This is a genomic window from Thalassospira sp. GB04J01 (assembly GCF_000751115.1).
GTDB lineage: Bacteria > Pseudomonadota > Alphaproteobacteria > Rhodospirillales > Thalassospiraceae > Thalassospira > Thalassospira lucentensis.
Map to the genome: position 1 here is coordinate 135,927 of NZ_CCDX020000010.1, position 26,737 is coordinate 162,663.

Annotated in this window: 23 protein-coding genes; 6 read left to right on the plus strand and 17 right to left on the minus strand. The window is 53.2% G+C overall.

Annotation, left to right across the window (positions count from 1 at the left end; all coding sequences use genetic code 11):
- Nucleotides 1-137: 137 nt before the first annotated feature.
- The 8 genes from AMM48_RS10075 to AMM48_RS10110 form a co-directional block, all read right to left on the minus strand.
- A complete protein-coding gene (locus AMM48_RS10075; protein ID WP_102783908.1) occupies nucleotides 138-1,214 on the minus strand; it encodes a DUF475 domain-containing protein in 1,077 nt (358 codons plus the stop codon).
- On the minus strand, nucleotides 1,207-1,950 hold the full coding sequence (locus tag AMM48_RS10080) for a ribonuclease activity regulator RraA (RefSeq protein WP_102783909.1): 744 nt from the start codon (nucleotides 1,948-1,950) through the stop codon (nucleotides 1,207-1,209). The genes AMM48_RS10075 and AMM48_RS10080 overlap by 8 nt, the downstream gene beginning before the upstream one ends.
- A gap of 30 nt (nucleotides 1,951-1,980) precedes the next feature.
- Entirely contained in the window at nucleotides 1,981-3,012 is a 1,032-nt protein-coding gene (locus AMM48_RS10085) for a beta-propeller fold lactonase family protein (RefSeq protein WP_158246451.1), read from the minus strand.
- 10 nt (nucleotides 3,013-3,022) lie between these two features.
- The gene (locus AMM48_RS10090) at nucleotides 3,023-4,231 is read right to left on the minus strand and encodes a mandelate racemase/muconate lactonizing enzyme family protein (RefSeq protein WP_102783911.1); all 1,209 of its coding nucleotides are present in this window, start codon (nucleotides 4,229-4,231) and stop codon (nucleotides 3,023-3,025) included.
- A gap of 9 nt (nucleotides 4,232-4,240) precedes the next feature.
- A complete protein-coding gene (locus AMM48_RS10095; RefSeq protein ID WP_198413518.1) occupies nucleotides 4,241-5,995 on the minus strand; it encodes an ABC transporter ATP-binding protein in 1,755 nt (584 codons plus the stop codon).
- Complete coding sequence (locus AMM48_RS10100) at nucleotides 5,995-7,134, minus strand: ABC transporter permease (RefSeq protein ID WP_102783912.1); 1,140 nt, start codon at nucleotides 7,132-7,134, stop codon at nucleotides 5,995-5,997. Before AMM48_RS10100 ends, AMM48_RS10095 begins: the two co-directional genes overlap by 1 nt.
- Before the next feature lie 5 nt (nucleotides 7,135-7,139).
- Nucleotides 7,140-8,126 carry an ABC transporter permease gene (locus AMM48_RS10105; RefSeq protein WP_102783913.1) on the minus strand — a complete coding sequence of 329 codons (987 nt, stop codon included), beginning with the start codon at nucleotides 8,124-8,126 and terminating at the stop codon, nucleotides 7,140-7,142.
- A gap of 84 nt (nucleotides 8,127-8,210) precedes the next feature.
- On the minus strand, nucleotides 8,211-10,163 hold the full coding sequence (locus AMM48_RS10110; RefSeq protein ID WP_102783914.1) for an ABC transporter substrate-binding protein: 1,953 nt from the start codon (nucleotides 10,161-10,163) through the stop codon (nucleotides 8,211-8,213).
- A 532-nt stretch (nucleotides 10,164-10,695) separates the two neighbouring features.
- On the opposite strand from AMM48_RS10110, the gene AMM48_RS10115 reads away from it, so the two are divergent.
- Together AMM48_RS10115 and AMM48_RS10120 are read left to right on the plus strand one after the other, a co-directional pair.
- Nucleotides 10,696-11,493, plus strand: a complete 798-nt coding sequence (locus tag AMM48_RS10115) for an NAD(P)-dependent oxidoreductase (RefSeq protein WP_279627489.1) — start codon at nucleotides 10,696-10,698, stop codon at nucleotides 11,491-11,493.
- Nucleotides 11,490-12,419: a hypothetical protein gene (locus AMM48_RS10120; RefSeq protein ID WP_158246452.1), complete on the plus strand. Its 930-nt coding sequence runs from the start codon at nucleotides 11,490-11,492 to the stop codon at nucleotides 12,417-12,419. The genes AMM48_RS10115 and AMM48_RS10120 overlap by 4 nt, the downstream gene beginning before the upstream one ends.
- A gap of 21 nt (nucleotides 12,420-12,440) precedes the next feature.
- Here AMM48_RS10120 and AMM48_RS10125 read toward each other — a convergent pair whose 3' ends face one another.
- The 9 genes from AMM48_RS10125 to AMM48_RS10165 form a co-directional block, all read right to left on the minus strand.
- Complete coding sequence (locus tag AMM48_RS10125) at nucleotides 12,441-13,232, minus strand: crotonase/enoyl-CoA hydratase family protein (RefSeq protein WP_102783916.1); 792 nt, start codon at nucleotides 13,230-13,232, stop codon at nucleotides 12,441-12,443.
- Complete coding sequence (locus tag AMM48_RS10130; RefSeq protein ID WP_102783917.1) at nucleotides 13,229-14,107, minus strand: hydroxymethylglutaryl-CoA lyase; 879 nt, start codon at nucleotides 14,105-14,107, stop codon at nucleotides 13,229-13,231. Before AMM48_RS10130 ends, AMM48_RS10125 begins: the two co-directional genes overlap by 4 nt.
- Nucleotides 14,104-16,107: an acetyl/propionyl/methylcrotonyl-CoA carboxylase subunit alpha gene (locus AMM48_RS10135; RefSeq protein WP_102783918.1), complete on the minus strand. Its 2,004-nt coding sequence runs from the start codon at nucleotides 16,105-16,107 to the stop codon at nucleotides 14,104-14,106. Before AMM48_RS10135 ends, AMM48_RS10130 begins: the two co-directional genes overlap by 4 nt.
- Nucleotides 16,108-16,109: 2 nt before the next feature.
- Nucleotides 16,110-17,717 (minus strand): carboxyl transferase domain-containing protein, encoded by a 1,608-nt coding sequence (locus AMM48_RS10140; RefSeq protein ID WP_102783919.1) that lies wholly within the window; start codon nucleotides 17,715-17,717, stop codon nucleotides 16,110-16,112.
- A 103-nt stretch (nucleotides 17,718-17,820) separates the two neighbouring features.
- The gene (locus AMM48_RS10145) at nucleotides 17,821-19,110 is read right to left on the minus strand and encodes a TRAP transporter large permease (protein ID WP_102783920.1); all 1,290 of its coding nucleotides are present in this window, start codon (nucleotides 19,108-19,110) and stop codon (nucleotides 17,821-17,823) included.
- An 88-nt stretch (nucleotides 19,111-19,198) separates the two neighbouring features.
- Nucleotides 19,199-20,209, minus strand: coding sequence for a TRAP transporter substrate-binding protein DctP (dctP, locus tag AMM48_RS10150; protein WP_198413520.1), 1,011 nt, complete (start codon nucleotides 20,207-20,209; stop codon nucleotides 19,199-19,201).
- A gap of 30 nt (nucleotides 20,210-20,239) precedes the next feature.
- On the minus strand, nucleotides 20,240-20,731 hold the full coding sequence (locus AMM48_RS10155) for a TRAP transporter small permease (protein ID WP_022731325.1): 492 nt from the start codon (nucleotides 20,729-20,731) through the stop codon (nucleotides 20,240-20,242).
- A gap of 33 nt (nucleotides 20,732-20,764) precedes the next feature.
- The gene (locus AMM48_RS10160; protein ID WP_022731324.1) at nucleotides 20,765-21,904 is read right to left on the minus strand and encodes a MaoC family dehydratase N-terminal domain-containing protein; all 1,140 of its coding nucleotides are present in this window, start codon (nucleotides 21,902-21,904) and stop codon (nucleotides 20,765-20,767) included.
- A gap of 44 nt (nucleotides 21,905-21,948) precedes the next feature.
- On the minus strand, nucleotides 21,949-23,505 hold the full coding sequence (locus tag AMM48_RS10165) for an acyl-CoA synthetase (RefSeq protein ID WP_102783921.1): 1,557 nt from the start codon (nucleotides 23,503-23,505) through the stop codon (nucleotides 21,949-21,951).
- Between the two features lie 147 nt (nucleotides 23,506-23,652).
- Here AMM48_RS10165 and AMM48_RS10170 point away from each other — a divergent pair, with 147 nt between their 5' ends.
- The 4 genes from AMM48_RS10170 to AMM48_RS10185 all read left to right on the plus strand — a co-directional run bounded on the left by AMM48_RS10170 (nucleotide 23,653) and on the right by AMM48_RS10185 (nucleotide 26,662).
- Entirely contained in the window at nucleotides 23,653-24,438 is a 786-nt protein-coding gene (locus AMM48_RS10170; protein ID WP_102783922.1) for an IclR family transcriptional regulator, read from the plus strand.
- Between the two features lie 5 nt (nucleotides 24,439-24,443).
- Entirely contained in the window at nucleotides 24,444-24,860 is a 417-nt protein-coding gene (locus AMM48_RS10175) for a PaaI family thioesterase (protein ID WP_198413521.1), read from the plus strand.
- A 3-nt stretch (nucleotides 24,861-24,863) separates the two neighbouring features.
- The gene (locus AMM48_RS10180; protein WP_102783923.1) at nucleotides 24,864-26,078 is read left to right on the plus strand and encodes a CaiB/BaiF CoA-transferase family protein; all 1,215 of its coding nucleotides are present in this window, start codon (nucleotides 24,864-24,866) and stop codon (nucleotides 26,076-26,078) included.
- A gap of 323 nt (nucleotides 26,079-26,401) precedes the next feature.
- Complete coding sequence (locus tag AMM48_RS10185) at nucleotides 26,402-26,662, plus strand: type II toxin-antitoxin system prevent-host-death family antitoxin (RefSeq protein WP_102783924.1); 261 nt, start codon at nucleotides 26,402-26,404, stop codon at nucleotides 26,660-26,662.
- Nucleotides 26,663-26,737 lie beyond the last annotated feature (75 nt).

Below are 26,737 nucleotides of genomic sequence, written 5' to 3' on the forward strand. Positions count from 1 at the left end.
GCCTGCTTTACGGTTATCGCAACTGTTTTTTCCTGCGCTTTCAATGCGCAGCCACAACTTTATCGCTTTGATTATGAGCATTTAACATAATACACGATTATTTCAAATTCACACACGACCACGAGCGCACAACCCGATTATGAACAGATAGCCCGGTTTTGTCGAACCGAAGACCAAAGAGACACCCCGATAATCGCCACGCCGCCAATACCAGTTATAACTTCCGGGACGTGCACAATTGATTGCACAAACATTATGATTGAAAGCGCAATAATCGCGTAGAACGCACCGTGCTCAAGATATCGATATTGCTTTAACGTACCGCGCTCCACGAGCATGATGGTCATAGAGCGCACATACATCGCGCCAATACCAAGACCGATCGCAATCACCAAAAGGTTTTGCGAAAGCGCAAATGCCCCAATCACTCCATCAAACGAAAACGATGCATCAAGTACTTCAAGATAAAGAAACGCCCCCAGTCCACCTTGGGCCGCACCTTTCATCGCCGTTTGCGATTGGTCAAGCAAAGCACCGATAACCTCGACAATCAGAAAGGTTACCAGTCCCCAGATCGCCGAGACAAAGAAGGCATATGAGTGATCTGCATTCGTCTGAAGCGACGCGAACCCAAGAACGATTAACAGGACGATCATGATCTCGAAGCCACGGATGCCAGCAGCGCTCACCATTTTGCGTTCCAGCCAATGCATCCAGTGTTCGTCTTTTTCGTGGTCAAAGAAAAAACTAAGACCAACCATCATCAGAAATGTGCCGCCAAACGCCGCAATGGGCAGATGAGCATCCTGCATGATCCGAGCGTATTCATCAGGCTGCGTCAATGCCAGCAGCAATGCTTGCCACGGACCAACATGCGCCGCCAACACGACAATCAGCAGCGGGAAAAGGATACGCATGCCGAAAACAGCAATCAAAATACCCCAAATCAGAAACCGACGTTGCCAGACCGGCGACATTGTTTTTAACTTGTTGGCATTCACAATCGCATTATCAAACGACAGGCTGATCTCAAGCACGGCCAACACGGCGGTAATCATAAAGATCGTCGCAGTACCGCCCAATGTTCCCGTCGCCTGCCAGCCGACAACGCCGCCCAAACACAATCCGATCACTGTGACAAGAAAAGCCCACCGGAAATATCGGTAAACCGAACCTCCCTGAACAGGACTTTCTTGTCCGCCACCATTAAGCATTCTGCTTGATCCGATGATAGAAATAGTCGGCCCCCTTGGACAGGAGCCAAGCCTCATAGGACGAACGGTTTTCATCTTTGGTGCAGGGATAAAGACCGATTATGGTTTCGCCTTCGGCCACCTGTTCGGCAACAAATTCTTCGTAGGCTGTCATCTCGATACACTCATCGGCGACATCGTCAGCAATCTCTGCAGGGATCACAATGACGCAATCCGCATCGCCAACAATAACATCACCAGGGAAAACCGGCGCATCACCACAGCCGATCGGTTCATTAATCGCAATGGCCTCATTATTGGTGAGATTGGTCGGGCTTGATGGGCGGGTATGATAGGCCGGGATATCGAGACCGGCAATCGTTGCAGCATCCCGAAAACCGCCATCGGTCACGACACCCGCACCGCCGCGCTTCATCAGACGGGTCAACAGAATATCACCAGCCGACGCCGCGTTGGCCTGTTTGCGACTGTCCATGACCAGCACATGGCCCGCAGGACAGGTTTCAATGGCAACACGTTGAGGATGCTCGGGATTGCGGAATACATCAATCTGATTGCGGTCTTCGCGCGCGGGCATGTAGCGCAGCGTAAATGCTGGCCCCACCATATTACGCCCCTTGTCGCCAACAGGACCAACACCCTGAATTACCTGATTGCGCAGGCCCCGTTTGTAAAGCGCGGTTGCAATTGTCGCGACCGATATGTGCATAAATTTTTCGCGTGTGCTTTCTTTCATTGTCCGATCCTTAAATCCCTAAAAATACGATCACGACACCGCTGCAACCCAGCTTGGTGCAACACCAACATTGACGTGGCTGACAAAGTCAAGATCCCCACTGGGCCCAATTTGATAAGTCCATGCTTCGCCGCTTTTTTCCCCCAAGGCGACAAGCACCCGACCAGAAGGATCAACACAAAACGCACGCGGGCATTCCGGCGCTTTAACGGCACATACCCGCTCCATTTCCCGATTGGCTTTCAAGCGGCAGCCAAAAATTTGCGAGCTGTTTCTTTCTGACGCATACAGAAAGTCCCCGCTTGGGGTCACGCAAATCTCAGAGGCCCAAGCCTTTTCTCCTTCGGGCAAAAGCGCGATCGTTTGCTTGGGATTAAGCGCCCCCGTTTTCGCCACGACATCAAACAGCGTTAAGGTTCCGACGAATTCGGACACCAGATATGCGACCGCCCCATCATCAGAGAACACAATATGACGCGGGCCAGAGCCACTCGGAACTTCACGGCGGGCAACAGGTCGCAGCGAGCTGCGGGTGTCGTCAAACACATAAGTCTGGATGAAATCGCCACGCAGACTGGTCGCATAGACAAAGCCGTTAGGGGCCTCAACCAAGCAATGCGCGTGCTGCGCGTCCTTGATCATGACTGGCTCCCCGACCTTGCCTTGCGCGTCAATCGGACTGATGGTGATTTTGCTGCCTTTATAGGAGCTGCTTAGCAGGCGACTTTCACAGGATGCCGGCACGGCATAGCAAACTCCTTCGGGCAGATCAGCTTGGCCAAGGCAGGTCAAGCTGCACGCCTGACGGTCAAGTTCAAAACTGAAAACTCTTGGCTTCTCGCCACGCCAGCCAGCATATACCCGACTGCCTGCACGGTTCACCGAAACCGGCATCCCCGCACAGCCGCCCTCAACATCGGGCAATTCCACTTTATCAAGCAGTGAAATATCACCCGTTTGGGCGTTTAACTCACAGAGCGCAAGCGCGCCTTCCCCGGCAAGGCCGATCACCAGAAGAGACGCACCTGAAACGTTAGGAGCGGTACTGTTGGTCGGGTGCAAAGTCTCGCTCCTAGTTTTGATCTGTCTGCGTCAGTCGCAGACGCGCACGGCGACGAAGCCGGGGCTGAAAATAAACACACTCGCCAACGGTCCCCGGTTCATAAGCACCTTCGTTGGTCGGCATGTCTGTCACGTTGCGATCACTGGGATATTTTTCGATCTCTTCTTCGACCAGCTCGACACCCAGGCCAGGTGCATCTGGCACCTTAAGGGCGCCGTTCTCTGACTTCAGGGCTGGTGAAACGACTTCGTAGCGCCCGGTCCAGTCGAACTCGACACGCTCAAGCATCAAGGCGTTTGGAATGGTTGCCAGCACATGCACTGCTGCAAATTCTGCGACCGGACCAAGGGAGCCTGAATGCGGTGCCATGGTGATAAAATGAGACTCTGCCATCGCCGCCATTTTACGCATTTGAGTAATACCACCTGCACGCCCGGTGTCGGGCTGAATGACATCAACAAGATCGCGTTCAATATAAGGACGAATACCCCAGATCGTGCTGACCCGCTCCCCCGCTGCCAGCGGGACAGAGACCGCATCGCGGACCCGCTGCAAGGCGTCGAGGTTTTCTGGTGCGACCGGATCTTCATAAAACAACAGATCAAGCTTTTCCAACTCACGCCCGACAAGGATCGCATCCGCCGCCGTCATCCAGGATGGCCCGTGGGCATCAACCATCAGATCAATGTCCGACCCAACCGTATCGCGGATCGACGCAACAAGGTCGATATCAACCCCACCGGTAAAACCGACTTTTATCGCGCTATAGCCGCGTGCGATCAATTCACGCGCACGTTCCGGGGTCTTTGCGTGGCCATAGACAGGAATTGTATCGCGAAACTTACCGCCAAGCAGGTTCCACACCGGTTGGCCCAGCACCTTGCCCTTGATGTCCCAAAGGGCCATCTCGATCCCGCTCAAAGTGCCGCCACCGACCGTGCCGGTCATGCCATGGCCCATCAATGCGATGTAGACACGGTGCCACAGACGATCAATGTCGCGCGGGTCTTCGCCAACCAAGATGTTGGCGACATCCTGGACCGCCCGTTCAATAATACGCGGCCAGCCGGAACATTCGCCGACACCATATATGCCTTCATCGGTTTCGATTTTCACAAACAACCAGTTGCGCGACCCGCGAAACGATCCTTCGCCAGCAGGCATTCCCGGACGCGCGCCCACCTGCATCAGATACGTTTTTATGTCTGTTATTTTCATTGGATATCCTCAGGTCGCTTCATGGTAACGAACACGTTGCTTCTGCCCACGTACGCGCGGGTCAGCAACCGGCACAGCCGAAAGCAGCGACTGCGTATATTCATGTTTTGGTGCCGTGCAGACTTCTTCGGTATCACCGGTTTCAACGATGCGCCCACGGTACATCACCGCAATACGATCACAGAAATAACGGATGACCGCGATATCATGACTGATCAGGATAAAGCTCAGATCAAGGCGTTCCTGAAGATCAAGAAGCAGGTCAAGAATCTGGGTCCGCAGGCTGACATCCAGCGCAGATGTTGCTTCGTCTGCGATGATGATCCGCGGGTTAGGTGCAATCGCACGCGCAATCGAAACACGCTGGCGCTGCCCACCGGAAAAGGCGTGCGGATAGCGCATGAACGCCGATGTCGGCAACCCGACAAGTTCAAGCAGTTCGTATACACGTTCGCGGATCTGCGCCCCCGATAGCTTACCTTCGACAATTAGCGGTTCGGAAATGATCTGCCCGATTGTCATGCGCGGATTCAGGGACGAGAAAGGGTCCTGAAACACGGTTCGAATATCCCGCCATGGCTGAGCAAGTTCGTTCTCGGTCATGGGAGCAAGATCAAGTTTTTGCCCAGCCTCGTTCGTGTAGAGAATGCGCCCCGACGTTACATCGTGCACGCGCTGCAAACAGCGACCAAACGTTGTCTTGCCCGAACCGCTTTCCCCCACGATGCCAAGGTTTTCGCCCTTGCGAAGTTCAAGGTGGGCGTCGTTGACGGCGACAAGACCGCTGACCTCTTTTCCAAACCAGCCTTTGCTTGCGCCAAAGACCTTATGGACCCCCTCGGAAACAAGGCAAGGTTTGCCAACTGGTCGATTTTCGCGCATCGACAACCGCCGTTCTGACGGGCGGTCAAGCTCGCGCACGGAATTCAGAAGCCGCTGGGTGTATGGATGCTGTGGGTTTTCAAATATCTCATAAACATCCCCGGTCTCCACCACTTTGCCATACCGCATCACGGCGATCTCATCAGCGATTTCTGCCACAACCCCCATATCGTGGGTAATGAACAGAACCGCCATGTCGCTTGCTTTCTGGATGGATCGGATCAAATCCAGAATTTCGGCCTGAATGGTCACATCCAACGCTGTCGTCGGCTCATCGGCAATCAAAACAGTGGGATTGCAGGCGAGTGCCATGGCAATCATCGCGCGTTGACGCATGCCGCCGGAAAATTCGAACGGGAATTGGTCAATCGCCTTTTCCGGCCGCGGAATTTCGACCTTGCGCAACAATTCAAGAGTTCGTTCGCGGGCTTCTTTTTTAGAAACACGCTCATGAAGCCGGATGGCCTCGCCAACCTGATCACCGATCCTGTGAACGGGCGAAAGCGAACTCATTGGTTCTTGGAAAATCATTGCAATGTCCCGGCCACGAAGGTTCCGGATCGCAGATGATTTCGGGTTAAGCTTCAAAAGATCAATGGTCTCTTCTTCGCCTACCCCGCGTGAGGTGCGATGACGGTGCAGCAAGACTTCACCGCTGGAAACACGCCCGGGCGGGTCGACGATCTGAAGGATGGAACGTGACATAACGCTTTTGCCCGATCCACTTTCCCCAACAACGCAAAGAGTCTTTCCGGCATGCAATTGAAGCGAGACATCATCCACTGCGCGAAAGGGTCCACGTTTGGTCACAAACTCGGTACAGAGATTTTTGATCTCCAGGACCGGTGTATTGGCTTTTGTATTCATGGCTGTCGTGCTCATTAATGATTGTCCTGCGCATAGGGATCAGCTGCATCACGCAAACCATCCCCCAAGAAGTTCAGAGCAAGAACCGCAACGCAAACGGCGGCCCCTGGCGCAAACAGCCACGGCGCCTGCGCCATGGTCCTCACATTCTGCGCTTCTTTAAGCAACACACCCCAGGAAATGGTCGGCGGCGTAAGACCCAACCCCAGGAAGGAAAGAGAGGTTTCCGCAATAATCATCACAGGAACAGCAAGGGTCACCGACGCAATGATATGACTAACCAGCGACGGCATAATGTGACGGAAAATCACCCTGCGGGGGCGGCAGCCATCCAATCGTGCGGCCGTCACGAAATCTTCTGTGCGCAGCGCTAAGAACCGCCCGCGCACCACACGTGCAAGCTCGGTCCATGCAACCAATGACAGGATAATTGTGATCGCGAAATAGCGGGTTATCGGAGACCAATCCTGGGGCAGAGCCGCACTTAACCCCAACCAGATCGGGATTGTTGGCAGCGAAATGACCAGTTCGACGACACGCTGAATCACCATATCGACCCGTCCGCCCCAATATCCCGATACCCCCCCCAGAACCAAACCTAGCAGCAGGCTGAGGCTGACACCGATCAAGCCGATGGACATGGAGACACGCGTTCCATAAATCGTGCGACTTAACATATCACGGCCCAGACGATCAGCCCCGATCAGGAAGAAGCGTTGGCTTGGGTCTTCAGTTGTCAGGAAATGGTGTTCCATCGGGATCAGGCCCCAAAGCTCATAGGGCTCCCCTTTGCCAAAGAATTCCAGATAGATCTTCTTATCAGGATCTTCGACATAGGTTGTTTGAAGCGTGAATGGGTCACGTTCGGATTTCAATCCGGTCACATAGGGCCCAAAGGACCAACTACCATCTTCCTCATAATCAACGAAATGAACCATCTGTGGTGGATGGTAGATATCTTTTGACGACGAAGAATTGGGGTCATATGGCGCAAGAAACTCGGCAAATGCACCAACAAAATAAAACAGCATGACAATGACAACACCGGTCATGGCCAGGCGATGCCGACGAAACGCAATCCAGATCAGACGCCACTGGGAGGCGAAGTCTTCTGGTGATTGCGACGAGGCACGCGGATCGATTTCAGCAGTCATTTGGCTCACCGGAAACGAATTCGAGGGTCAATCACCGCAAGCAGGATGTCAGATACCAGCATCCCGACGATTGAAAGACAGCAAAGAAGAAGAATGAAGGCACCCGCCAGATACATGTCCTGCGCCAGCAACGCCTGAAGCATAAGCGGACCGGCGGTCGGCAATGACAAGACAAAGGCCGTGATAACTGCCCCGGATATCAATTGGGGGAAGGCCCAGCCAATTGTCGAAACAAAGGGGTTGATCGCAATCCGGACCGGATACTTCAAAATCAGGCGCCACTCAGACAACCCTTTGGCACGGGCAGTGGTGACATAAGGGCGGTGCAATTCATCAAGTAGGTTTGCCCGCATGACGCGAACAAGGCTTGCCGTCGCACTCGTGCCCAGAATCACAACCGGAATCCAGAGATGCTTTAACAGATCGACAAACTTTGCATAAGACCACGGCGCGTCCTGATATTGCTGGGAGAACAGCCCCGATACATCGGCCCCGAAATAGACCACCGCGACATACATCAACACCAATGCAAACAGAAAGTTCGGCGTCGCCAACCCAATGAACCCGATGGTCGTAAAAATATAATCGCCGATTGAATATTTCCGAACTGCGGAATAAATCCCGATTGGAAGTGCAACCGCCCAGGTGAACATCAGTGTGGCGAGTGCCAGGGTGACCGATAGCGCCATGCGTTCCCAGATCAACTGCCCAACGGGTTGCTGCCACTCAAAGGAGATACCAAAATCCCCTTGGACAACACCTGCAATCCACTGGAAATACTGAAAGATGAAGGGTTGATCCAATCCGTACCGCTCGCGCAGGGAGTCAAGTCGGGCCTGGTCCACAACATCGCCAGACTGCGAAAGAGTCGCCGCAAAACTGGTGATATAGTCCCCAGGGGGTGCTGAGATCAGCGCAAAAGCAATGAGCGACACGGCAAACAGCAGCGGAACTGCCCATACCATGCGACGCAATATATAAGCGAAGAGCATCGGTTCTGTACCTTGGTGATGCGTTTGGAAAGGCGGTGCCGCGGAAATTAGTCGCGGCACCGCGAAGGGCGTTAGGGCGCAGGTTTAGTCAGCCCAGTACCAAGTCTGAAGCAACGTCGGAGACGGCGTTGGGAAAGACCAGGAACTTGGCATTGCTTCCGGCACATTCTTGAGGCCGTTCTTCACGATGCCATAGGTCGGAAGCGCCTTGGACAAACCAATCACTTCAAATTCGTCCGCAGCAATCTCAGCAATCTCGCGAACGATAGCCTGACGCTTTTCCGCATCTGCCGCACCGCGTGCTGCAACAAAAAGATCCAGTCGCTTTTTGATACTTGTAGGCGGCTCTTCGCCCTTTTCACCATTACTTTCGTACCAGCGGACCCACGGAATTCCGTAGCGGCTATCGTGGCTAACAGGCACAATCTGATGCGGCAATTGCCCCGGAACCCAGCTTTGACGGCCATTCCAGACAGCAGCGTCGTGATCGTTGCTCTCAGACGTGCGCTGATAGAAGAATGAACGCTCCATCGAGTTGATATCCATATCAACACCAATCTCGGCCCATTGCCGCTCGATCAATTGCAGCGCATCTACCCAGGTCGGATCGAACGTTGGAATTACATCAACTTTGAATTTGAGAGGCTCACCATTTGGCATCAGACGAATGCCGTCAGGACCGCGCTTATCCAGACCGATCCCGTCAAGCAGCTCATTTGCTTTTTCCGGATCAAACTCCAGATACTGCTTGGAAAGCTTCTCATAGTAATAGGGGTGGTCTTCGAACGGACCGTGTTGCCACGGTTCCCCATCACCTAGCATAACCGTATCAATGATCTCGCTACGATCCATACCCAGTGACAATGCAACACGGAAATCCTTCTCATTGAAAACACTTCTCAGATCGGGATTTTTGCTTGTGAGATTGAAATCGATCACCATGTTCGAGCCACCTGGAGCGCTAGCCTTGAAGAACCGGTAGTCGCCTTTCTCACGGTTTTCCGCCAGAAGTGGGCGGTTAACCGGGGTATCAACATGGCGCAGTCCATAATCAATTCTGCCACCGATGATCGACAAAAGCAGGCTTTCGGTATCCGCCCCAATTGGCATTACGAGCCGATCAATATAGGGCAGTTGGTTGCCCGCAGTATCAATCTGCCAGAAATACGGATTCCGCTCCATCACAACACGGGTCGCCCCACCTACATAAGGCTCAGTGACAACCCACGGATCGAGCGTTGGACGCTCCGGGTTGCCCCAACGTGTCGGGACTTCAAGATCACCGCACTTTTGCATGAACAGGTTCTGCCAATCCGATGCATTATTTTCAGCAATCAGTGCATCCAGATTGTCGTTATAAGCAGGCACGAACTGCTTGCAGTAATGTTTGGCATACAGCACCGGGTTCTGACCAAGCGGCGCTGCCAACTCAGCGAGAAAGTCACCATACGGTTCTGCAAAGGTGAGCCTTACTGTGTAGTCGTCGATTTTTTCGACCTTCATCGGCTCACCGCCCGCAGTATAACGCGCAGGCGTCGGCGCAAAATCTTCATTCAAAAGAAGGTCGCTGACATTAAACATGACATCGTCGGCGGTAAACGGTGCCCCGTCCGACCATTTCATGCCTTTGCGGAGGTGGAACGTGAAGACCTCACCTGCGTCATCAACGTCAAAGCTTTTGGCGACATTGGGAACAACTTTTGTGTATTGAGGGTCCCAACGCACAAGGCCCTGTGGACCAACGACACGCAAAATGCCGTTATGGTCAGAACTGCCACGAAGGCCAGTTCGAATTTCGCCACCATATTTACCGATTGCGTCAAGTGGCTCGACAACCTCAGGCTCTTCACCAACACGCTCGCTTACTGGTGGCAGATTTCCGGCTTCGACCATTTCCATAAGCGCGGGAGCCTGCGCTGTTGCCTCTTGTGCCATCGCTGACACCGTAAGAAAGGGCAAAACAGCAGCCCCGAACATAAACCGGGCAACAACAGGCCTGGCCCGCGTCAACACCAGCGACTTAAAATCTTGGATCATTTTCATCCTCCCTAATTTCCGCGCGCCCGAGTTCTTTGCATCACTTTTTCGGATTTCTTCAGCGCACTTTCAAAAAGCCTATTACAGGAATTTACACTTATCAACAAAAATAGTACATTATTTTGATGACATAATGTAAAACTCAATATACCTATAAATCATCAGACAAAATGGAAACCCATATAACTATCTGATAAGTTTATAATAAATAGGTTATTTCTGAATTTGAAAGGAACATAAGCCTTATAATTTTCGCACATTATTAGTGGCTTTGTGCATTCCAATTGCGATGAAAACGCGCGAATACTGAACAAGGAAATGATGCCGTTTTCCATGCGAAATCAACGCCATAAACAGAACAACGCCATAAAAAATCGGAATATCAGGACCTGAAATGCTTTCCCCAATTCACGACCCGCAACAACGCATGCCCGGAGGCGGATGACGGATGGATAATCCCAGAAAACGCAACGAAAACGCTACTTCGGACATGACACGCCCTCCGATTGCTAAAAGCACTAAATCCATCGCAATGACAGGGGGCGCTGGCAGAGTTGGAAAGGCATTGCGCAAAGCGCTTAGCAGAAAAGTTGGCCCCATAAAAATCCTCGATATTGCCGACCCCAGCCCGCTCGCAGAAAACGAGACGTGGGCACAGGTCGATATTTCCAATCACACGGAGCTCAGCGAAAACCTGACCGATGTCGACGCCATCATCCATCTTGCAGGCCACCCCAATGAACGCGGGATCGACGACATTCTGCGCGTTAACGTGCTGGGCACCCATAATGTGCTTGAGGCTGCACGCCAAAACGGCATTAACCGCGTTGTTTTTGGCTCATCAAACCATGCCATCGGCTTTTACCCGCGCAAAACCAAGATCACCGAAACCGATCCGATGCGCCCCGATAGCCTGTATGGACTCAGTAAATGTTGGGGCGAACTCGAAGCAGGGCTTTATTTCGACAAGTTCGGCATTCGCTCATTGAACATTCGTATCGGCAATGCCGGAGAACGCCCGACAGACGCCCGTTCTGCGAAAATCTGGGTCAGCGCCAGAGATCTGGCACAGCTTGTACTGATTGGCCTGGAACATCCCGACATCACTTGCACGACGGTTTTCGGTGTTTCGGAGGTTGCCGGAAGCTGGTGGGACAACAGCACCGCATCCAAGCTTGGCTACACACCGATCGACAGTGCAAATGCCGTTGCAGGTCCTGAAACCCAAAACGAACTCCCATCGCCGCTGCCAACCATTTCCGAGCATTTTCAAGGCGGACGGTTTTGCGTCATTGATCATGACGGGACATTAAGATGGCGCCCGTCATGACATCGTGCAAAGGTGCGTCAGATTGCCACTTCTCAGACCCGGTATCTGCGCGCCACACCATCCGCAACCAAACCTTCGAGGCAATGTTTCAGCCCTTGGCAGGCGGGCGCATGCTTTCTTTGCGCCATGCCGATCACGGCGATCTGATTGTTCCGCTGCGCGACGCATCCTTTCCACCTGCCCAATGGCCAAAAGCCGGTGCTTTCCCGCTTTTTCCATTTCACAATCGTGTGCGCAACGCAGCATTCCGGCTTAATGGACGAAAAATCCAGCTCAGCGCCAATGCGGCGAATGGCCTCGATACAATGCATGGCCCCGCCCATCAGCGCCCATGGCACGTCACCGACAAGGGGACAAGCTTCATTGCAATGGAGCTTGTCTTTGCGCCCGACCATGACTGGCCATACCATTTTACAGCCACACAACGCTTCGAGCTTCATGAAGACCAATTGATCGTCGCCTTGGAACTTACCAATTCTGGCAACGTAAACATGCCCGGCGGCCTTGGCTGGCATCCATATTTTCAACCCGCATATGATGGGCAAGTCTTCACCGATGCCAAAACTCAATGGCAGGAAAACCACGAGACCAACCAGCCCGAAGCGTTTGAGCCGCCACACTGCATCGAAAGCTGCGCACTACAGTTCGGCATAACCGAACATTTCGCCAACTGGTCCAAAGCAACAGCACAGATTGGTGTCGGAACCACAATCATGTTATCTGCAACTAGCGGCTTGTCACATTTAACTTTGCTGCGCCAAAAAGACTACCTGTGCATCGAACCCACGTCCCACGTTGCTGGCGCATTTGCGACCCTGCCCGAACCAACGGCTGAAACCGGGCTTTGCATTCTGAGCCCCGGGCAGACGATCACGGGTACTGTCACATTGCAAGTCAACCGGTCAGACACTTCAAACAAACCATAGATCGTCTATGAGATAGAGCGCCTATAAGGCCTCTCGCCACCGCGGGTCTTTGCGGTCAAAGAATGCGACAATACCATCACGGGTTTCGTCGGTCTCCCATCGATCAGCCAACGCCCCCGCAGTTAATTCAACGGTTTCACCTAGCGGCGTCTCGCTTAACTGTCGGCAAAGTTGCTTTGCGGCGGCAACCGCCCCCGGTGCGCAGCCAAGCAGGGATGATATTTCCTGTTCGACTTTTCCGTCGATATCTTGATCCCTGCACACGACCGCCGCCAAACCCGATCGCAATGCGAATTCGGCACCAAACGGCTTGGCATTGAAAAACACCTGTCGTGCGAAGGCTTCTCCCAGACGCCGGACAACAAACGGGCCAATGGTTGCGGGTATCAGGCCCAAGCGCGTTTCAGTCAGTGCAAGTTTGATGTTTTCCGTCATGACCACGATGTCGCAAACCGATATCAAACCAAGACCACCGCCATATGCGGCACCCTGAACCCGCCCGATTACCGGTTTTGGCAAGCTGTTCCAAGCGTGCAGCATTTCAGACAGTGCGTTCGCGCCTGTCATTTTGCCATCGCGGTCGAGTTCGGCTTGATCGCGCATCCAGCCAAGATCACCACCAGCACAGAATGTTTTGCCATCCGCGCCCAGCACCACAACACGAACATCTCCGTTCGCGGCAAGAGATTTTGCCACATCGCTTAATTCATCAATCATGCGCGCATTCATCGCGTTATGTTTTTCCGCGCGCGCCAGCGAAACGGTTGCCACACCGCGCGGATCAATATCGAGCCGGGTCATTTCGTAATTCATTGGGCAGCCTCCTGATCGTTCATGTGCCCTGTGACAAGCGCTCGGATTTGCTGTTCCGCTACGCTAAGCTGGCGCAAATCAATCCCGGTCTGCCAGCCCCTTTTTTCAAGCGCATCGACGAGTTCGCCCGTCGCAACATTCCCCTTCGCACCAGGCGCATAAGGGCAACCGCCTAATCCCCCGACAGCACTGTCAAAGGTGCGTATGCCCATTTCAAGACTGGCGAAGACGTTGTCGATTGCCTGATTGTCCGTGTCATGAAAATGGCCTGCCAGCTTACTGGCGGGGATAGATTTCAGCACCTCTTCGAGCATTTTCTGAATGGACGAGGGTGTGCCTGCACCAATTGTATCGCCCAAAGACACCTCATAGCAGCCAAGATCAATTAATTGCTGCGTGACGTCTTTGACGCTTTCCGGCTGAACAGCACCCTCATAAGGACATTCAACAACGCATGACACATAGCCACGAACGACAATGTTTGAGGCCGTCGCAGACTGCAAAAGCGGCTTGAACCGTTCGATACTTTCAGCAATCGAACAATTAATGTTCTTCTGGCTGAAGCCTTCTGATGCGGCAGCAAACACAGCAACTTCCGTGACACCAGCCGCAACTGCTCGCTCGAACCCCTTGATATTGGGGGTCAATGCAGCATAGGTCACAGCAGGATCCCGCGTGATACCTGCCATGACCTCGGCGGCGTCGGCAAGCTGCGGCACCCATTTTGGGGAGACGAAGCTTGTTGCTTCAATTTTCGTGAAACCCGCACCGGACAAAGCATCAATCAGGGCGATTTTCGCATCAGTCGGAATGATGCTTTTTTCATTTTGCAGCCCGTCGCGCGGTCCTACTTCATAAATCAGAACGTCGCTCATGCCGCGTCCTCTTTGATCGCGTCCTCGTGGAATGTCACTAGGGCAACACCACCTTCAACGGTCTCGCCAACGTGACAATTCACCGTCTCAACCACGCCATCAATTGGGGCGATAATGGCCGTTTCCATTTTCATCGCTTCCATGACGCCCAGTCGTTGACCGGCTTTAACCGCGGCGCCTGCTTCGACATCCAATGCGATCACGACCCCCGTCATTGGGGCGGTAACGAGCTTGCCCTGATCACTGTTAATGCCGCTATCGGCCAACGGATCGGGGCAAATGAAATCGACGACACGGCCTCGGAACCTGATCGACACCAACGTTTGACCTAACAGATCAGCACAAACCGCATCGGCGCTGACGGCCTCGCTATATTGACCTGTCCGTGCCTGCAACGTTGTGCCCACCGTTTGAACGTCAAACAGCATCACTTCTTTTGAATCGCCAAGTACCCGGACCTTGCCACCGTCCTCGAACACAATTGAGCGCTCCAAGACCTCATCCTCATGCAGCAGTCTGATCGTGCGGCGTGCTCCACCCCAAAGCGACCAGCCCACGCGCTCGGCACCGAAATCAATTTGCAATGCCGCAAAACACGCAAACGCCACAGCAAGCTCATCAACGGGGACAACGGCAACCAGTTTCTCGATGTCTCTGTCAATCAGTCCAGTATCGAACGCACCGGACTCAAACCCTTCGTGGCGAGCCAAAGCATCAAGGAAAGCTGCATTGGTAACGGTACCGGCAACGTGCGTTCGCTTCAGGGACTTTGACAGTTTCTCAAGCGCTTCTTCGCGCGTTGTGCCATGTACGATGACCTTGGCAATCATCGGGTCATACCATGGCGAAATCTCATCCCCAGAACGCACACCGGTATCGTTGCGGGCATTGGGATCAAATTGCAGGTGATGCAGCTTGCCGGTACTTGGCAAAAAGCTGTTCGACGGATCTTCGGCATAAAGACGCGCTTCAAACGCATGTCCAGACATCCGGATTTGGTCTTGTGTAGCCGGAATTTCTTGTCCCGCCGCAACACGGATCTGCCAGTCGACCAGATCCAGACCCGTAATCGCCTCAGTGACCGGGTGCTCGACCTGCAGGCGGGTGTTCATTTCCATAAACCAGAAACCGTCTGTACGCAGACCATCGGAACCGTCAGCAATAAATTCAACGGTCCCAGCCCCCTGATAACCGATTGCTTTTGCGGCGGCGACCGCAGCCGAAGTTACAGCAGACCGGACCTCCTGGCTCATACCGGGGGCCGGCGCTTCTTCTATGACCTTTTGATGGCGACGCTGCAAGGAACAGTCACGCTCGAACAAATGTACAACATTGCCCATACCATCCCCAAATACCTGCACCTCAATGTGGCGCGGCGAGGTGATATATTTTTCAATCAGAACATGGCCGTCCCCAAAGGAGGACTCACCTTCGCGGATGGCTGATTGCAAGGCCTCGGCAAAGTCTGCGGGCGCTTCGACCTTGCGCATACCTTTGCCACCACCGCCTGCGCGGGCCTTGATCAGGACGGGATAACCGATTTCATCTGCTTTTCGGGCCAAGAATGCCGCGTCCTGGTTCTCCCCCTGATATCCAGGCACCACAGGAACACCAGCCTCAACCATCAGGTTCTTTGCGGCATCCTTTAATCCCATGGCACGAATTGCATCGGCCGAAGGCCCAATAAAGATCAAACCAGCTGCTTGGACGGCCTCAACAAAGTTCGGGTTTTCCGACAGGAAACCATATCCCGGATGGATGGCCTCGGCCCCGGTATCGAGGGCAGCCTGAATGATACGATCAGCTTTCAGGTAGCTTTCCACCACCGGCGCAGGCCCGATACGAACGGCCTCATCCGAGAGGTTGACATGCATGGCATTTGCATCTGCTTCGGAATAGACCGCCACGGTCGCAATGCCCAGTTTGTGGGCGGTTTCAATCACCCTGCAGGCAATTTCACCACGGTTCGCGATCAGAATTTTTGAAAAAAGCGGTTTCATAATTACATCCTAAACAGGCCAAACTTCGTCTCTTCAACCGGCGCATTCAATGCAGCCCTGAGACTAAGTGACACGACATCACGGGTTTTTCTGGGATCAATGACACCGTCATCCCAAAGACGCGCAGAGGCATAAAGCGGGTGAGACTGGCGTTCAAACATCTCGACCGTCGGACGCTTGAATTCTGCTTCTTCCTCTTCGGACCAGGATCCACCGCGCGCCTCGATGCCAGCACGTTTCACATCGGCAAGCACGCCAGCCGCCTGAGCGCCCCCCATCACCGCAATACGCGCATTGGGCCACATCCAGACAAAGCGTGGCCCAAAGGCACGACCACACATCCCGTAGTTTCCCGCACCATAAGATCCACCGATCACAACGGTGACTTTCGGAACGTTTGCAGTCGAAACAGCTGTAACCAGTTTCGCACCATCTTTGGCGATCCCGCCGGCTTCGTATTTAGAACCAACCATGAAGCCGGTGATATTTTGCAAGAACAGGATCGGTGTTTTGCGCTGACAGCAAAGTTCGATGAAATGTGCACCCTTCTGGGAGCTTTCAGAGAAAAGAACCCCATTGTTGGCGATGATCCCGACTGGAAGCCCGTCAATATGGGCAAACCCGGTCACAAGCGACGTACCAAAGCGCGGCTTGAATTCGGAAAAATCAGAACCGTCAACCAAACGAGCAATGATTTCACGCACGTCATAAGGGGTTTTGGTGTCCTGAGGAACAATGCCCATAACCTCGGCAGCATCATATTTTGGCGTCCGTGGTTCGGCAATATCAACGTCGGGCCGATGTTGCGGACCAAGGTGACTGACAATTTCTCGCGCCAAGGCAAGTGCATGTTCGTCGTTATCGGCCAGATAATCGGCGACCCCCGACAATCGGGTATGCGTATCACCACCACCAAGCGTTTCTGCATCAACCACCTCACCGGTCGCGACCTTTACCAATGGCGGCCCGGCAAGAAAGATGGTGCCTTGTTCGCGAACAATAATGGTCTGATCACTCATTGAAGGCACGTACGCCCCGCCCGCAGTACATGACCCCATGACCACCGATATTTGCGCAATTCCTTTGGCGCTCATACACGCCTGATTATAGAAAATCCGCCCGAAATGGTTTTCATCAGGGAAAACTTCGTCCTGGTTCAGCAGGTTCGCCCCACCAGAATCCACCAGATAAATGCAGGGAAGGTGGTTCTCCTCGGCGATATTTTGCGCACGCAGATGTTTTTTGACCGTCATCGGGAAATACGTCCCGCCTTTAACCGTGGCATCGTTACACAGGATCATGCATTGCCGACCTTCAACATTGCCTATTCCTGCAATAACGCCTGCAGACGGGATTTCATCGTTATACATTCCGTGGGCGGCAAAAAGGCCGACTTCCAAAAACGGAGAACCCGGATCGATCAGGTTCGCAATTCGGTCACGCGGCAGCAGTTTTCCACGTTTTACATGACGATCGCGGGCTGCATCCGAGCCCCCCTTCATAATGCGGGCGGCTTCCGACGCAACCTCATCATACTGTTGCATCAAGGCATCCCGGTTATCGGAAAAACCGGGGGTGCTTTCAGAAAGCGTACTTTGGATAATCGTCATCTGGTTACTCCATGCATTCCGGCAAGCCGCCCCCGTTCAGATGCGATTTTGATCGCATCCGCTAAGAGGAAGGAGCGCTGGCCGCTTTGTTTCTTGGGCCTTCTCAGCGCCCCATAAGGCCAGGCAGATACAGCGTGATGTCCGGGATCATGATCAACACAATCAGAACCACGATCTCCATGATCAGGAAGGGGATCAACCCCCTGAAGATAGATCCGAGCGGAACACCAGTTTGAGCCCCCGCAACATAGGCATTCAGCCCAAGTGGCGGTGTAAGAAGCCCGATCTCAACAGTTTTGGTAACGATGATGCCGAACCAGACAGCGTCATATCCAAGCGCCATCGCAGTCGGAAAGGCCAGCGGCATCGCAAGCGATAAAATCGCGAGCTGATCCATGAACATGCCCATTACAAGCAGGATCAGCACCATCATCGCCAAGATGACTTCGCGTGGCATCTCGGTATTGCTGACAAATTCCAAGAGATTTTGCGTCACACGGGTAAAGGCAAGATAATTCGAAAAGATCGCAGAACAGGCAATGATGGCAACAATCATCACGGTTGCACGGATTGCACCGCTCAGAGATTTTCCGACCCCTGGCATGCTGATGGTACCCTGTGCCAACACAACAATCAGCGATCCCATTACACCAAGTGCTGCCGCCTCGGAAGGTGAGGCAATGCCACCATATATTGCCCCGATCACCGCGATGATCAAAAGCGCAATCGGGAAGACATTGACACTGGATTTAACCGCCTTGCCGAACTTGAACGGATCGCCCTTTGGCGCATGATCCGTGCGATGGGCAATAATCTTGATAACTGTACACAACCCGGCCGCAGTCAACAGGCCTGGCACGATCCCGGCGATAAACAGTTTACCGATAGAAGTTTCAGTAAGGACCCCGTAAACAACCAGAACAATGCTTGGCGGCACAACGACCGCCAGCGTTCCGCCAACAGAAACCACCGCCGCCGCAAGACTGTCATGGTACTTGTGGCGTTTCATCTCGGGGAATGCCGAAGCCGCCATCGCAGCGGTCGACGCAGTTGAACTTCCGACAAGGGCCGCAAGCAGAACAGAGGCAGCCACCGTCGCCATTGCCAATCCGCCTTTGAAATGCCCCACCCAATTCTGACAGGCAATGATGGCTCGGCGCGTCACATCACCAGCAGTCAGCAACTCGGCCATCAGAATAAACAAAGGTATCGACACAAGAATAAAAGAGGCCGATGTATCAAAAAAGGCGCGTTCAAGAACAGCCAAAGCTGGCTTGTAACCAAGTTGAAGCACCAAACCGACAAAGCCCGAAATCCCCATGGCGAATGCAATTGGCATCCGAAAAACCATCAGAACTGCAAGCAGGACCAAAATAAGCAAAAAAGTAAGCATGAATAAAACGCACGCTCCGTGAAGGGGGTGGCTCCCACAACGCTATGCGGGAAGCCACCCTTCAATGACAGGCTGAGAAGTCCTGGAATTAGTTGCCCGAGACCTTTTCCTGGTAAGCCTCAAGAACCATTTCGGCCTTGTCGTTATCGATCCGTTCAACCCAATCAGCGCTGACCGCTTTCATTGCGTTACGCAATTCATCCAGCTCACTTTCGGTGAACTCATAGACATTCAGCCCTTGGGCCTCCCATTCCAAAGTCAGCTGTTTGACAGAGTCATCCTGAACCTTGGCAAGGTGCGTTGCGGCTTTGCCACCTTCCTCGATCATGGCTATCTGCGCGTCGGATGACAGGTCTTCGAACTTGTCTTTGCCCATCACCATGACGAAGCTGTACCCACCGAAAGAACCGTTGGTGGAGATATGGCTGACAACCTCTTGCAAGTTGTATCCCGGCACGGAAGCCAGCGGGAACAGGATGCCATCAAGACGACCACGCTCAACAGCGGTGTACACTTCTGGACCCGGGATCGAGATCCCGACGGCACCCAATGCACGTGCCGTCATGGCCTGGGTCGAGCCTGATGTGCGCAGATCAAGTGCTTTCCAGTCTTTCACGCCACCAAGGTGCTCTTTGGCAAGCACCTGATAGGGCGGCAAAACGAAACCAAAGATCGGCATGACACCTGCTTCAAGGAACTCATCGCGCAGAGGGCCTTCCTTAAGCATGCTTTGCAGAGCTTCCGTTCCCTGAACCGCAGTACCATAAAAACCAGGCAAGCCGACCACAGAGTTCAGCGGCAGCACCTCGCTGTGATACAGCGCGCCAAGCAGCGATACGTCAAGAATGCCGTTATTTACCGCATCAAGCTGGGCTGCTGATTTTGCAGCTTGCTGTGCCGGGAAGTGCTCAAAGGAGATTTCGCCACCAGTCGCCTGCTCAACGGCAAACATCCAGCGTGTCGTACCTTCAATCGAGATAATATGACTGGTGGACTGGAAATCCCCCAGCCGCAATGTCTCCGCAGAAGCCGGCCTTGCATCCGTACCGAATGCAAAAACACCAGCCATGATCGCCAATATCTTTCCGGTATTCTTCATTGTGTAATCCTCCCAGACATTATCTTTGTTTCAAGATGCTTCGGCCGTTGATTTTTGACACGTGTCATAAAGCAATCTTAACGAGAGCAAACCGCACCCCAGCGGAATTGCGGCATAGGCCCAGCCAAGGGGCCAATCAATCACCCCGTACTCGACTTCACCACGCATGAACGCCCGCAAGGCAAACGACCCTGACATGTACGTCACTGCTGCAAAGAACAGTGCCGGCATGAGCGTGCGCAATTTGTTGACGAGAGTTCCCATACCCCCCTTCAACTCAAACGTCATAAAATCGAGTGCAAGATGACCACCGCCGCGATAGACCCGCGACAGCGAAAGCGCTGCCAGCGCCGGCATCAGATACAATTCCGTCATTTCGAATTGAATCTGAACCGGGATACCTGCAACCATTCGCATAACGATATCTGCATTAATCAGCACCGCGACGATGACAAGGGCGAGGCACCCTCCCCAATGGAGGATGTCCTCAATCCGATGCAGTATCTTTCCAAAAACGCTCAACCCAGCCTCCTTGAGGTTGAAGCATGAAAAGGATTAGCGCTTGGGCAACTCGACGATCGCCGAACCAATGGCCGACAGTTCACCGTCTTGCTGTTCCGCACGCTGGCGAATTTCCACGAAGTGACGCCCACCTTCCTCATATTTGCGGACGACTTCACTATTGATCAGGATGATGTCGCCTTCTGGATTGTGCCGGCGGACCTGACATTTAGCCTGAGAGAGGAAACCGTCATCGCCCATCCAGTTCGTGACCTGGTGCTGGAGCCATGAGGTTCGTTCAGGACCATAATCGTAAGCACCCGGCGCGCCAACTTCTAGGGCAAACTCTTCCTCCCAATGCACGCGCTCCGGGCAATCCGGGATACCAAAGCGGTTTTTGATACCGGCATTCGGGTGTTTCTGCTGAAGCTGCCACGCCAATTTATTGGCACGGATGTAAAGCCCACCCCAACCCTGCGCATAGGCAACAAAGCCGGTAACCGTCATCGGGCCCTTGACCATGGTCGGCAATGCTTCGCCTTCGGCGACGTCATCCCAATAACGGGTTTCGGACCCACGGATGGTTTCTTGCTCGTAATACTTGGTGAACTCTGCGAGCTCTTCATCGGTGTAAACACGTTTCGGACGCGAACGCGCTTCAGTGTATTTCGTGCCGTTCTCGCGGGCCTGATCACGGTCAGTACGGAAACACCAACTGTCTGCTTCTGCCAGCATGTCACCGGTTTTCGCATCGTAGAAATCAACATGATAAATCTGCTGAATGGCGCGACCGGCAAAACGTGTGTTGTGCTCAACCAGATCCTTCAGATGGGCGACGGTGCGGACCTCGGTATTGCGCATGATCGGCTTGTACCAAGCCCAATCAGCACCGGACCACATCGCATGGACGCCCGGAAGACCGCCAACATAACCGGAAATAATACGGCTGGTAGCAAACAGAAAGCTCGGCAGGGCGATCACATCACCATATTTGGTGGTCTTTGCGTATTCCGGATCACACCAGAGCGGATTGTCATCACCGATACCATGGGCGTAGTGACGAATATTGTCGCGGGTTGCTTCGTAGCACCATGGCTCGACTGTTTTCTCGATTTTGACACCGATACGCTTGCTCAGGTCATCAAGACCTTCTTGCGTAATTTTCGGAAAACGTCTTTGCGAAATCTCGTTCATGTCTCATTTCCTCACTGAAAATAACCTTGGATCACCACACGCCATCAGGCGGCAGTGCCCTGTTTTGCTTCCTGATCTCGAAGGGTTTTGCGGTTCACCTTGCCTGCCGGGGTTTTCGGCAGGTCGGTGACATAATCCACATGACGGGGATATTCGTGACGGCTCAGATTGGTACGGACCAGATCCTGAATTTCCTCTGTCAGGCCATCCTCGAAGCTGTCTTTCAGAACGATAAAGGCCTTCACCACCTGGCCACGTACTTTGTCGGGCACGCCAATGGCGGCTGCCTCGGCAACCTTCGGGTGTTTGAGGATCGCATCCTCGATCTCAACCGCACTCATGGTCCAGCCCGCCGAAATGATCACGTCATCGGCACGCCCGGCATGATAAAAGTATCCATCGGCATCGATCCGGGCGAGATCCTTGGTCGGGAACCATTCGCCCTGCTTGCGCACCATCAGTTCGCCAGTGACATTTGGCTTTGCCGGGTTGCCCTCGGCATCCTGAACTTCAACTTCAACGCCCGGGACAGCCTTGCCCATGGATCCTTCGCGCACATCAAAGTCGGGCGCGCCCGGATAGTTTGCCAGGATCACACCGATTTCGGTGGTGCCATACATCGAGCAAACCTTCGTACCGAAGAGATTTTCAATGTAACGCGCGCTTTCGCTATCAATCGGTTCTCCGGTGAAGGAAAGCTTCTCAATCGCGTAGGTGAAGTTTTCTGCCTGCCCGGTGTTACGCATCATGCGGTAATGGGTGGCAGCTGCGGACATGTTGGTAATCTTATAGTCCTGGATGGCCTTGAGCAGGCGCACGGCATCGAACTTGCCGCTGAATGTTCCGGTAGAAACACCAAGTGCAAGCGGTGCGAGCGTCCCGTGCCAAAGACCATGCCCCCAGGCTGGCGACGACGGGCAGAAGAAGCGGTCACCGGGACGAATGCCCGTTGCGTACAATGCCGCAACCATCAATGTCACCAATGACCGGTGGGTATGTTTTACAGCCGCGGGCAGCAACCGGGTTGTGCCCGATGTGTATTGCAAAACGGCAAGATCATCACCGGCCGTGTCGCAGTCAAAATGATCTGGAAAATCGGCAAGTGATTTGATGAATGCATCGTCGGCAACAACGACATCAAGATTGCCGGCTTCATCCGCGTCATTCTTCTTTTCAGCATTGGTAAAAATGAGGCGCGGCTTGCAATCATCTGCGCGCAAACGAATGCCTTCCGGGCCAAACAGGGTAAACATCGGCACAGCAACCGCGCCCATTTTGATGGCCCCGAACAATGCCACATAGAATGCCAAAGACGGCTCAAGCATGACCGCAATGCGGTCTCCCTTGCCAATCCCTTTCGCCTGCAGGAGATGGGCGAACTGCGAAGAAAGCTTTGCCAGTTCGTCAAAACGGATCAGTTCATCACGCCCATCCGAATGGGCAACGCGCACAGCTACACCGCCTGTGCCTACATGCCGATCAACACATTCATGGGCGATATTGAAAGTCTGGCGGCTTCCATCAAACAGCGCCCAAAGCGCATCGCGTGAAAAGTGCTTCTGGGCATCCGCGTAGGATTGAAAATCCGTCAAACGGGTCATGTCCGGTCTCCTCCCGAATTTTGCTTTCGGGTTCGTCATCGACGTCCCGAACTGTTCGTTGACAACGATAGGGAGATCAGAACATTATTGTCAATACGCTTTACTTATTGTATATAGACAACAAATTTACCGTTGTCAGAGGATGAGATGACCGAAAAGCCAGAAACCCCGAATAACAAAAGACAGGTCCCTGCCGTCACGCGTGCCTTGGCAATCCTCAGGTTTTTGGCAAAATCGTCAGAACCGATGGGTGTAAATCCTATTGCCCGTGAACTGGACCTTGTCCCGAGTACATGCATGCATATTCTGCGGGTTCTTCAGGATGAGGGACTCGTTGAGTTTGAGCCAAAAATCAAACGCTATTCAATTGGTATCGGCATCTTGCCGCTGGCCCGGTCAGCGCTTCAGAAAAACACCTTTTCAGCCCTTGTACAGCCGCATCTATCAGCGCTTTCAACGCAATTTGGCGTCACGGGCATTGCCACCCAGATTGCAGAACCCGGCCAAATGGTGGTGGTTGCACTCTCGCAATCAAACCTGCCATTCCGCCTACAGGTCGATTTGGGCAGTCGCTTCCCATTGCTGATTTCCGCGACGGGTCGTTGTGTCGCGGCATTCAATGAGATGGACGAAGACACCATGCGTTCCAGGTTCAAGAAACTGGCTTGGGATCATCCGCCCAGCTTTGAAGAGTGGCGGGCTGAAATCGATCAGGTCCGAAAGCAGGGATATGCCGTTGACCGCGGCGCGTACATCTCCGGTGTAACCGTCGTCGCCGTTCCGATCCTGGATCAGAATGATCAAATGGTCCGCTCACTGGTGGCAATCGGCATCAGTGAAAGATTACAGAACAAGGAAGTTCCGAAACTGGCCGAGGCATTGCAAACCATTCGGGACAGAATCAACGAAATGCAAGCAATGCCAGGGAGTTAAAAAACGTGTCAGAGAAAGCAACGACCACCGAAGACTGGCGGGGACTCTCTATTCCCGGCTTTATCAGTATGATTGGACCTGTTCGATCTCGTCGAGTGGATGGCCGCAAGACCTATAGCCTGCAGACAACAGCCAACCACGAGAATGCCATCGGTGTCATTCATGGCGGTGTCATTACCAGCTTGCTTGACCAGGTGATGGCGATGGAAGCTTGGCAAGCTGCAGACCGATCCCCAACGGTGACAATCCAGATGGACACACGGTTCCTTGCCTCAGCGACATCTGGCGATCTTCTGGAAGCCAATGTCACCATTCGTCATGCCACCCGATCAATGATGTTTGTCGATGCTGAAATCACGGCCGATAACTCGCTGATTGCAACGGCCACCTCTGTCATGAAGATCATCAAGAAAGCGCGCTAACCTATGACAACCGCAAACTCCACAACCGGCCCGCTTTCGGGTATCAAGGTCCTTGATTTCTCCCGCATCCTTTCCGGCCCCTATGCCAGCATGGTTCTGGCGGATCTTGGCGCCGAAGTTATCAAGGTCGAGCCGATTGAGAAAGGCGATGAAACGCGAAACTTCCCGCCATTTCAGGGACCGCTAAGCCATTACTACATTGCACTGAACCGCAGCAAAAAGAGCATCAGCCTTGATCTTAAATCCGAAGAGGGATGCGAAATTGCGCGCAAGCTTGCTGCCCAAAGTGATATTGTTCTTGAAAACTTCCGCCCCGGCGTCATGGATCGGCTTGGTTTGGGTTACGAGACACTCAAGGCCGACAATCCCGGATTGATTTATTGCTCGATCACGGGTTTTGGCAAAAACAGCCCGCATGGCAACAAGCCAGCGTTCGATATTGTAGCCCAGGCCCTTTCAGGGGTGATGAGCGTCAACCGTGAACCAGATCAGGCCCCGAACAAGCTGGGTCTTCCCTTGGGCGACATGGCAGGCAGTATCTTCTCGCTGTTTGGCGTTCTCGCCGTTTTGCATGAACGCAATCAAACCGGGCACGGTCGCCATGTTGAAATCGCCATGCTCGATAGCCTGATCGCACTTCAGGGCTACCTGTCACAGATCTATTTTGTTAGCGGCAAAAGCCCGGAACCGGTTGGCACCCGCCACCCAAGCATCGTGCCCTACGGTTCATTCCCAACCTCGGACGGGTATGTGATCGTTGCCTGCCTGACCGAACGATTCTGGCACAATTTTGCACGCTGCCTTGATATGGAAGACCTGATCGAGGACCCGCGCTTTGCGCAATATGAACAGCGTTTGGCAAATCGGGATGAGCTCGAACCAATGATTTTCAACCGCATGCAACAGGACTCAACCGAATACTGGCTTGACCGGCTCAGCACATTCGATGTCCCCAACGCCCCGATCCTGAGCATCGGTGAGGCCCTTGAACAGGATCACGTCGCACAACAGGGCCTGATTGAAACCGTCACCCATCCGGTCGCGGGCGAGATGCGCATTGTCCGCGGCCCGATCCAGTTTGATGGCAAAGGTGCGGTACAATCCGGTGCCCCCGCCCTCCTTGGCGAACATACATCTGAAGTCCTGACAGAGATGCTGGGATATTCACCTGAGAAAGTCCAGGATTTGGCCAACAAGGGCTACATCAGAAACACATAGCAAGAAAGCAATCGAGTGACCGGGGTCCATATCCCCGAATTATGACAAACTACGCATGATAAAAAACAGACATTGGATCAATGAAAATCATGACTATCGATTTTCAAACGTGGTGCACTTTGCCATGTTACTGGCAAGAGAGAATGTCGTTTGACAGTATCTGGAACAAGGCAGATATTAATAGTCCGTGCTGTTGGTAACGTTTGGTCGTCACGATCTCCCCCGACAGACATACAGCTTCGCGAACAAAATGTGTTCCGCGGTCAATCAGCCTCTTGAATGACCACCCCCAAAGACTCCAAGACAATCGCAAGGAGCAGGGTATGACGAAAACCACACTTACAAGTCAAGAAGTGGCTCGAAATTTTGCCATGGCCAGACAGGCGGCAGAAAAAGGCCCGGTTATGATCACAACCAACGGCCATCCATCTCATGTCCTGCTGACATATGCAGACTATGATCGGCTTGTTACGAACACGCCTGAGCCCAGTCTGGCGACCCTTTTTTACAGTCCTGAGGCAGCCGATGTTTCATTCTACCCTGAGAGACTTGAGATCAAATTCCGGTCTGACCCGTTTGAATGAAAACAGGTTGGCCAGAAGAGAACATTTTTTTTTGAGGCAGAATTATCGATTGTAAATCAACCTTGACGAGGCAGA

Coding starts and splice junctions, on each gene's coding strand:
- AMM48_RS10075 (WP_102783908.1), bottom strand. CDS start 1,214: ATGCTTAATGGTGGCGGACAAGAAAGTCCTGTTCAGGGAGGTTCGGTT.
- AMM48_RS10080 (WP_102783909.1), bottom strand. CDS start 1,950: ATGAAAGAAAGCACACGCGAAAAATTTATGCACATATCGGTCGCGACA.
- AMM48_RS10090 (WP_102783911.1), bottom strand. CDS start 4,231: ATGAAAATAACAGACATAAAAACGTATCTGATGCAGGTGGGCGCGCGT.
- AMM48_RS10095 (WP_198413518.1), bottom strand. CDS start 5,995: ATGAGCACGACAGCCATGAATACAAAAGCCAATACACCGGTCCTGGAG.
- AMM48_RS10100 (WP_102783912.1), bottom strand. CDS start 7,134: ATGACTGCTGAAATCGATCCGCGTGCCTCGTCGCAATCACCAGAAGAC.
- AMM48_RS10105 (WP_102783913.1), bottom strand. CDS start 8,126: ATGCTCTTCGCTTATATATTGCGTCGCATGGTATGGGCAGTTCCGCTG.
- AMM48_RS10110 (WP_102783914.1), bottom strand. CDS start 10,163: ATGATCCAAGATTTTAAGTCGCTGGTGTTGACGCGGGCCAGGCCTGTT.
- AMM48_RS10115 (WP_279627489.1), top strand. CDS start 10,696: ATGACAGGGGGCGCTGGCAGAGTTGGAAAGGCATTGCGCAAAGCGCTT.
- AMM48_RS10120 (WP_158246452.1), top strand. CDS start 11,490: ATGACATCGTGCAAAGGTGCGTCAGATTGCCACTTCTCAGACCCGGTA.
- AMM48_RS10125 (WP_102783916.1), bottom strand. CDS start 13,232: ATGAATTACGAAATGACCCGGCTCGATATTGATCCGCGCGGTGTGGCA.
- AMM48_RS10130 (WP_102783917.1), bottom strand. CDS start 14,107: ATGAGCGACGTTCTGATTTATGAAGTAGGACCGCGCGACGGGCTGCAA.
- AMM48_RS10135 (WP_102783918.1), bottom strand. CDS start 16,107: ATGAAACCGCTTTTTTCAAAAATTCTGATCGCGAACCGTGGTGAAATT.
- AMM48_RS10140 (WP_102783919.1), bottom strand. CDS start 17,717: ATGACGATTATCCAAAGTACGCTTTCTGAAAGCACCCCCGGTTTTTCC.
- AMM48_RS10145 (WP_102783920.1), bottom strand. CDS start 19,110: ATGCTTACTTTTTTGCTTATTTTGGTCCTGCTTGCAGTTCTGATGGTT.
- dctP (WP_198413520.1), bottom strand. CDS start 20,209: ATGAAGAATACCGGAAAGATATTGGCGATCATGGCTGGTGTTTTTGCA.
- AMM48_RS10160 (WP_022731324.1), bottom strand. CDS start 21,904: ATGAACGAGATTTCGCAAAGACGTTTTCCGAAAATTACGCAAGAAGGT.
- AMM48_RS10165 (WP_102783921.1), bottom strand. CDS start 23,505: ATGACCCGTTTGACGGATTTTCAATCCTACGCGGATGCCCAGAAGCAC.
- AMM48_RS10170 (WP_102783922.1), top strand. CDS start 23,653: ATGACCGAAAAGCCAGAAACCCCGAATAACAAAAGACAGGTCCCTGCC.
- AMM48_RS10180 (WP_102783923.1), top strand. CDS start 24,864: ATGACAACCGCAAACTCCACAACCGGCCCGCTTTCGGGTATCAAGGTC.
- AMM48_RS10185 (WP_102783924.1), top strand. CDS start 26,402: ATGACGAAAACCACACTTACAAGTCAAGAAGTGGCTCGAAATTTTGCC.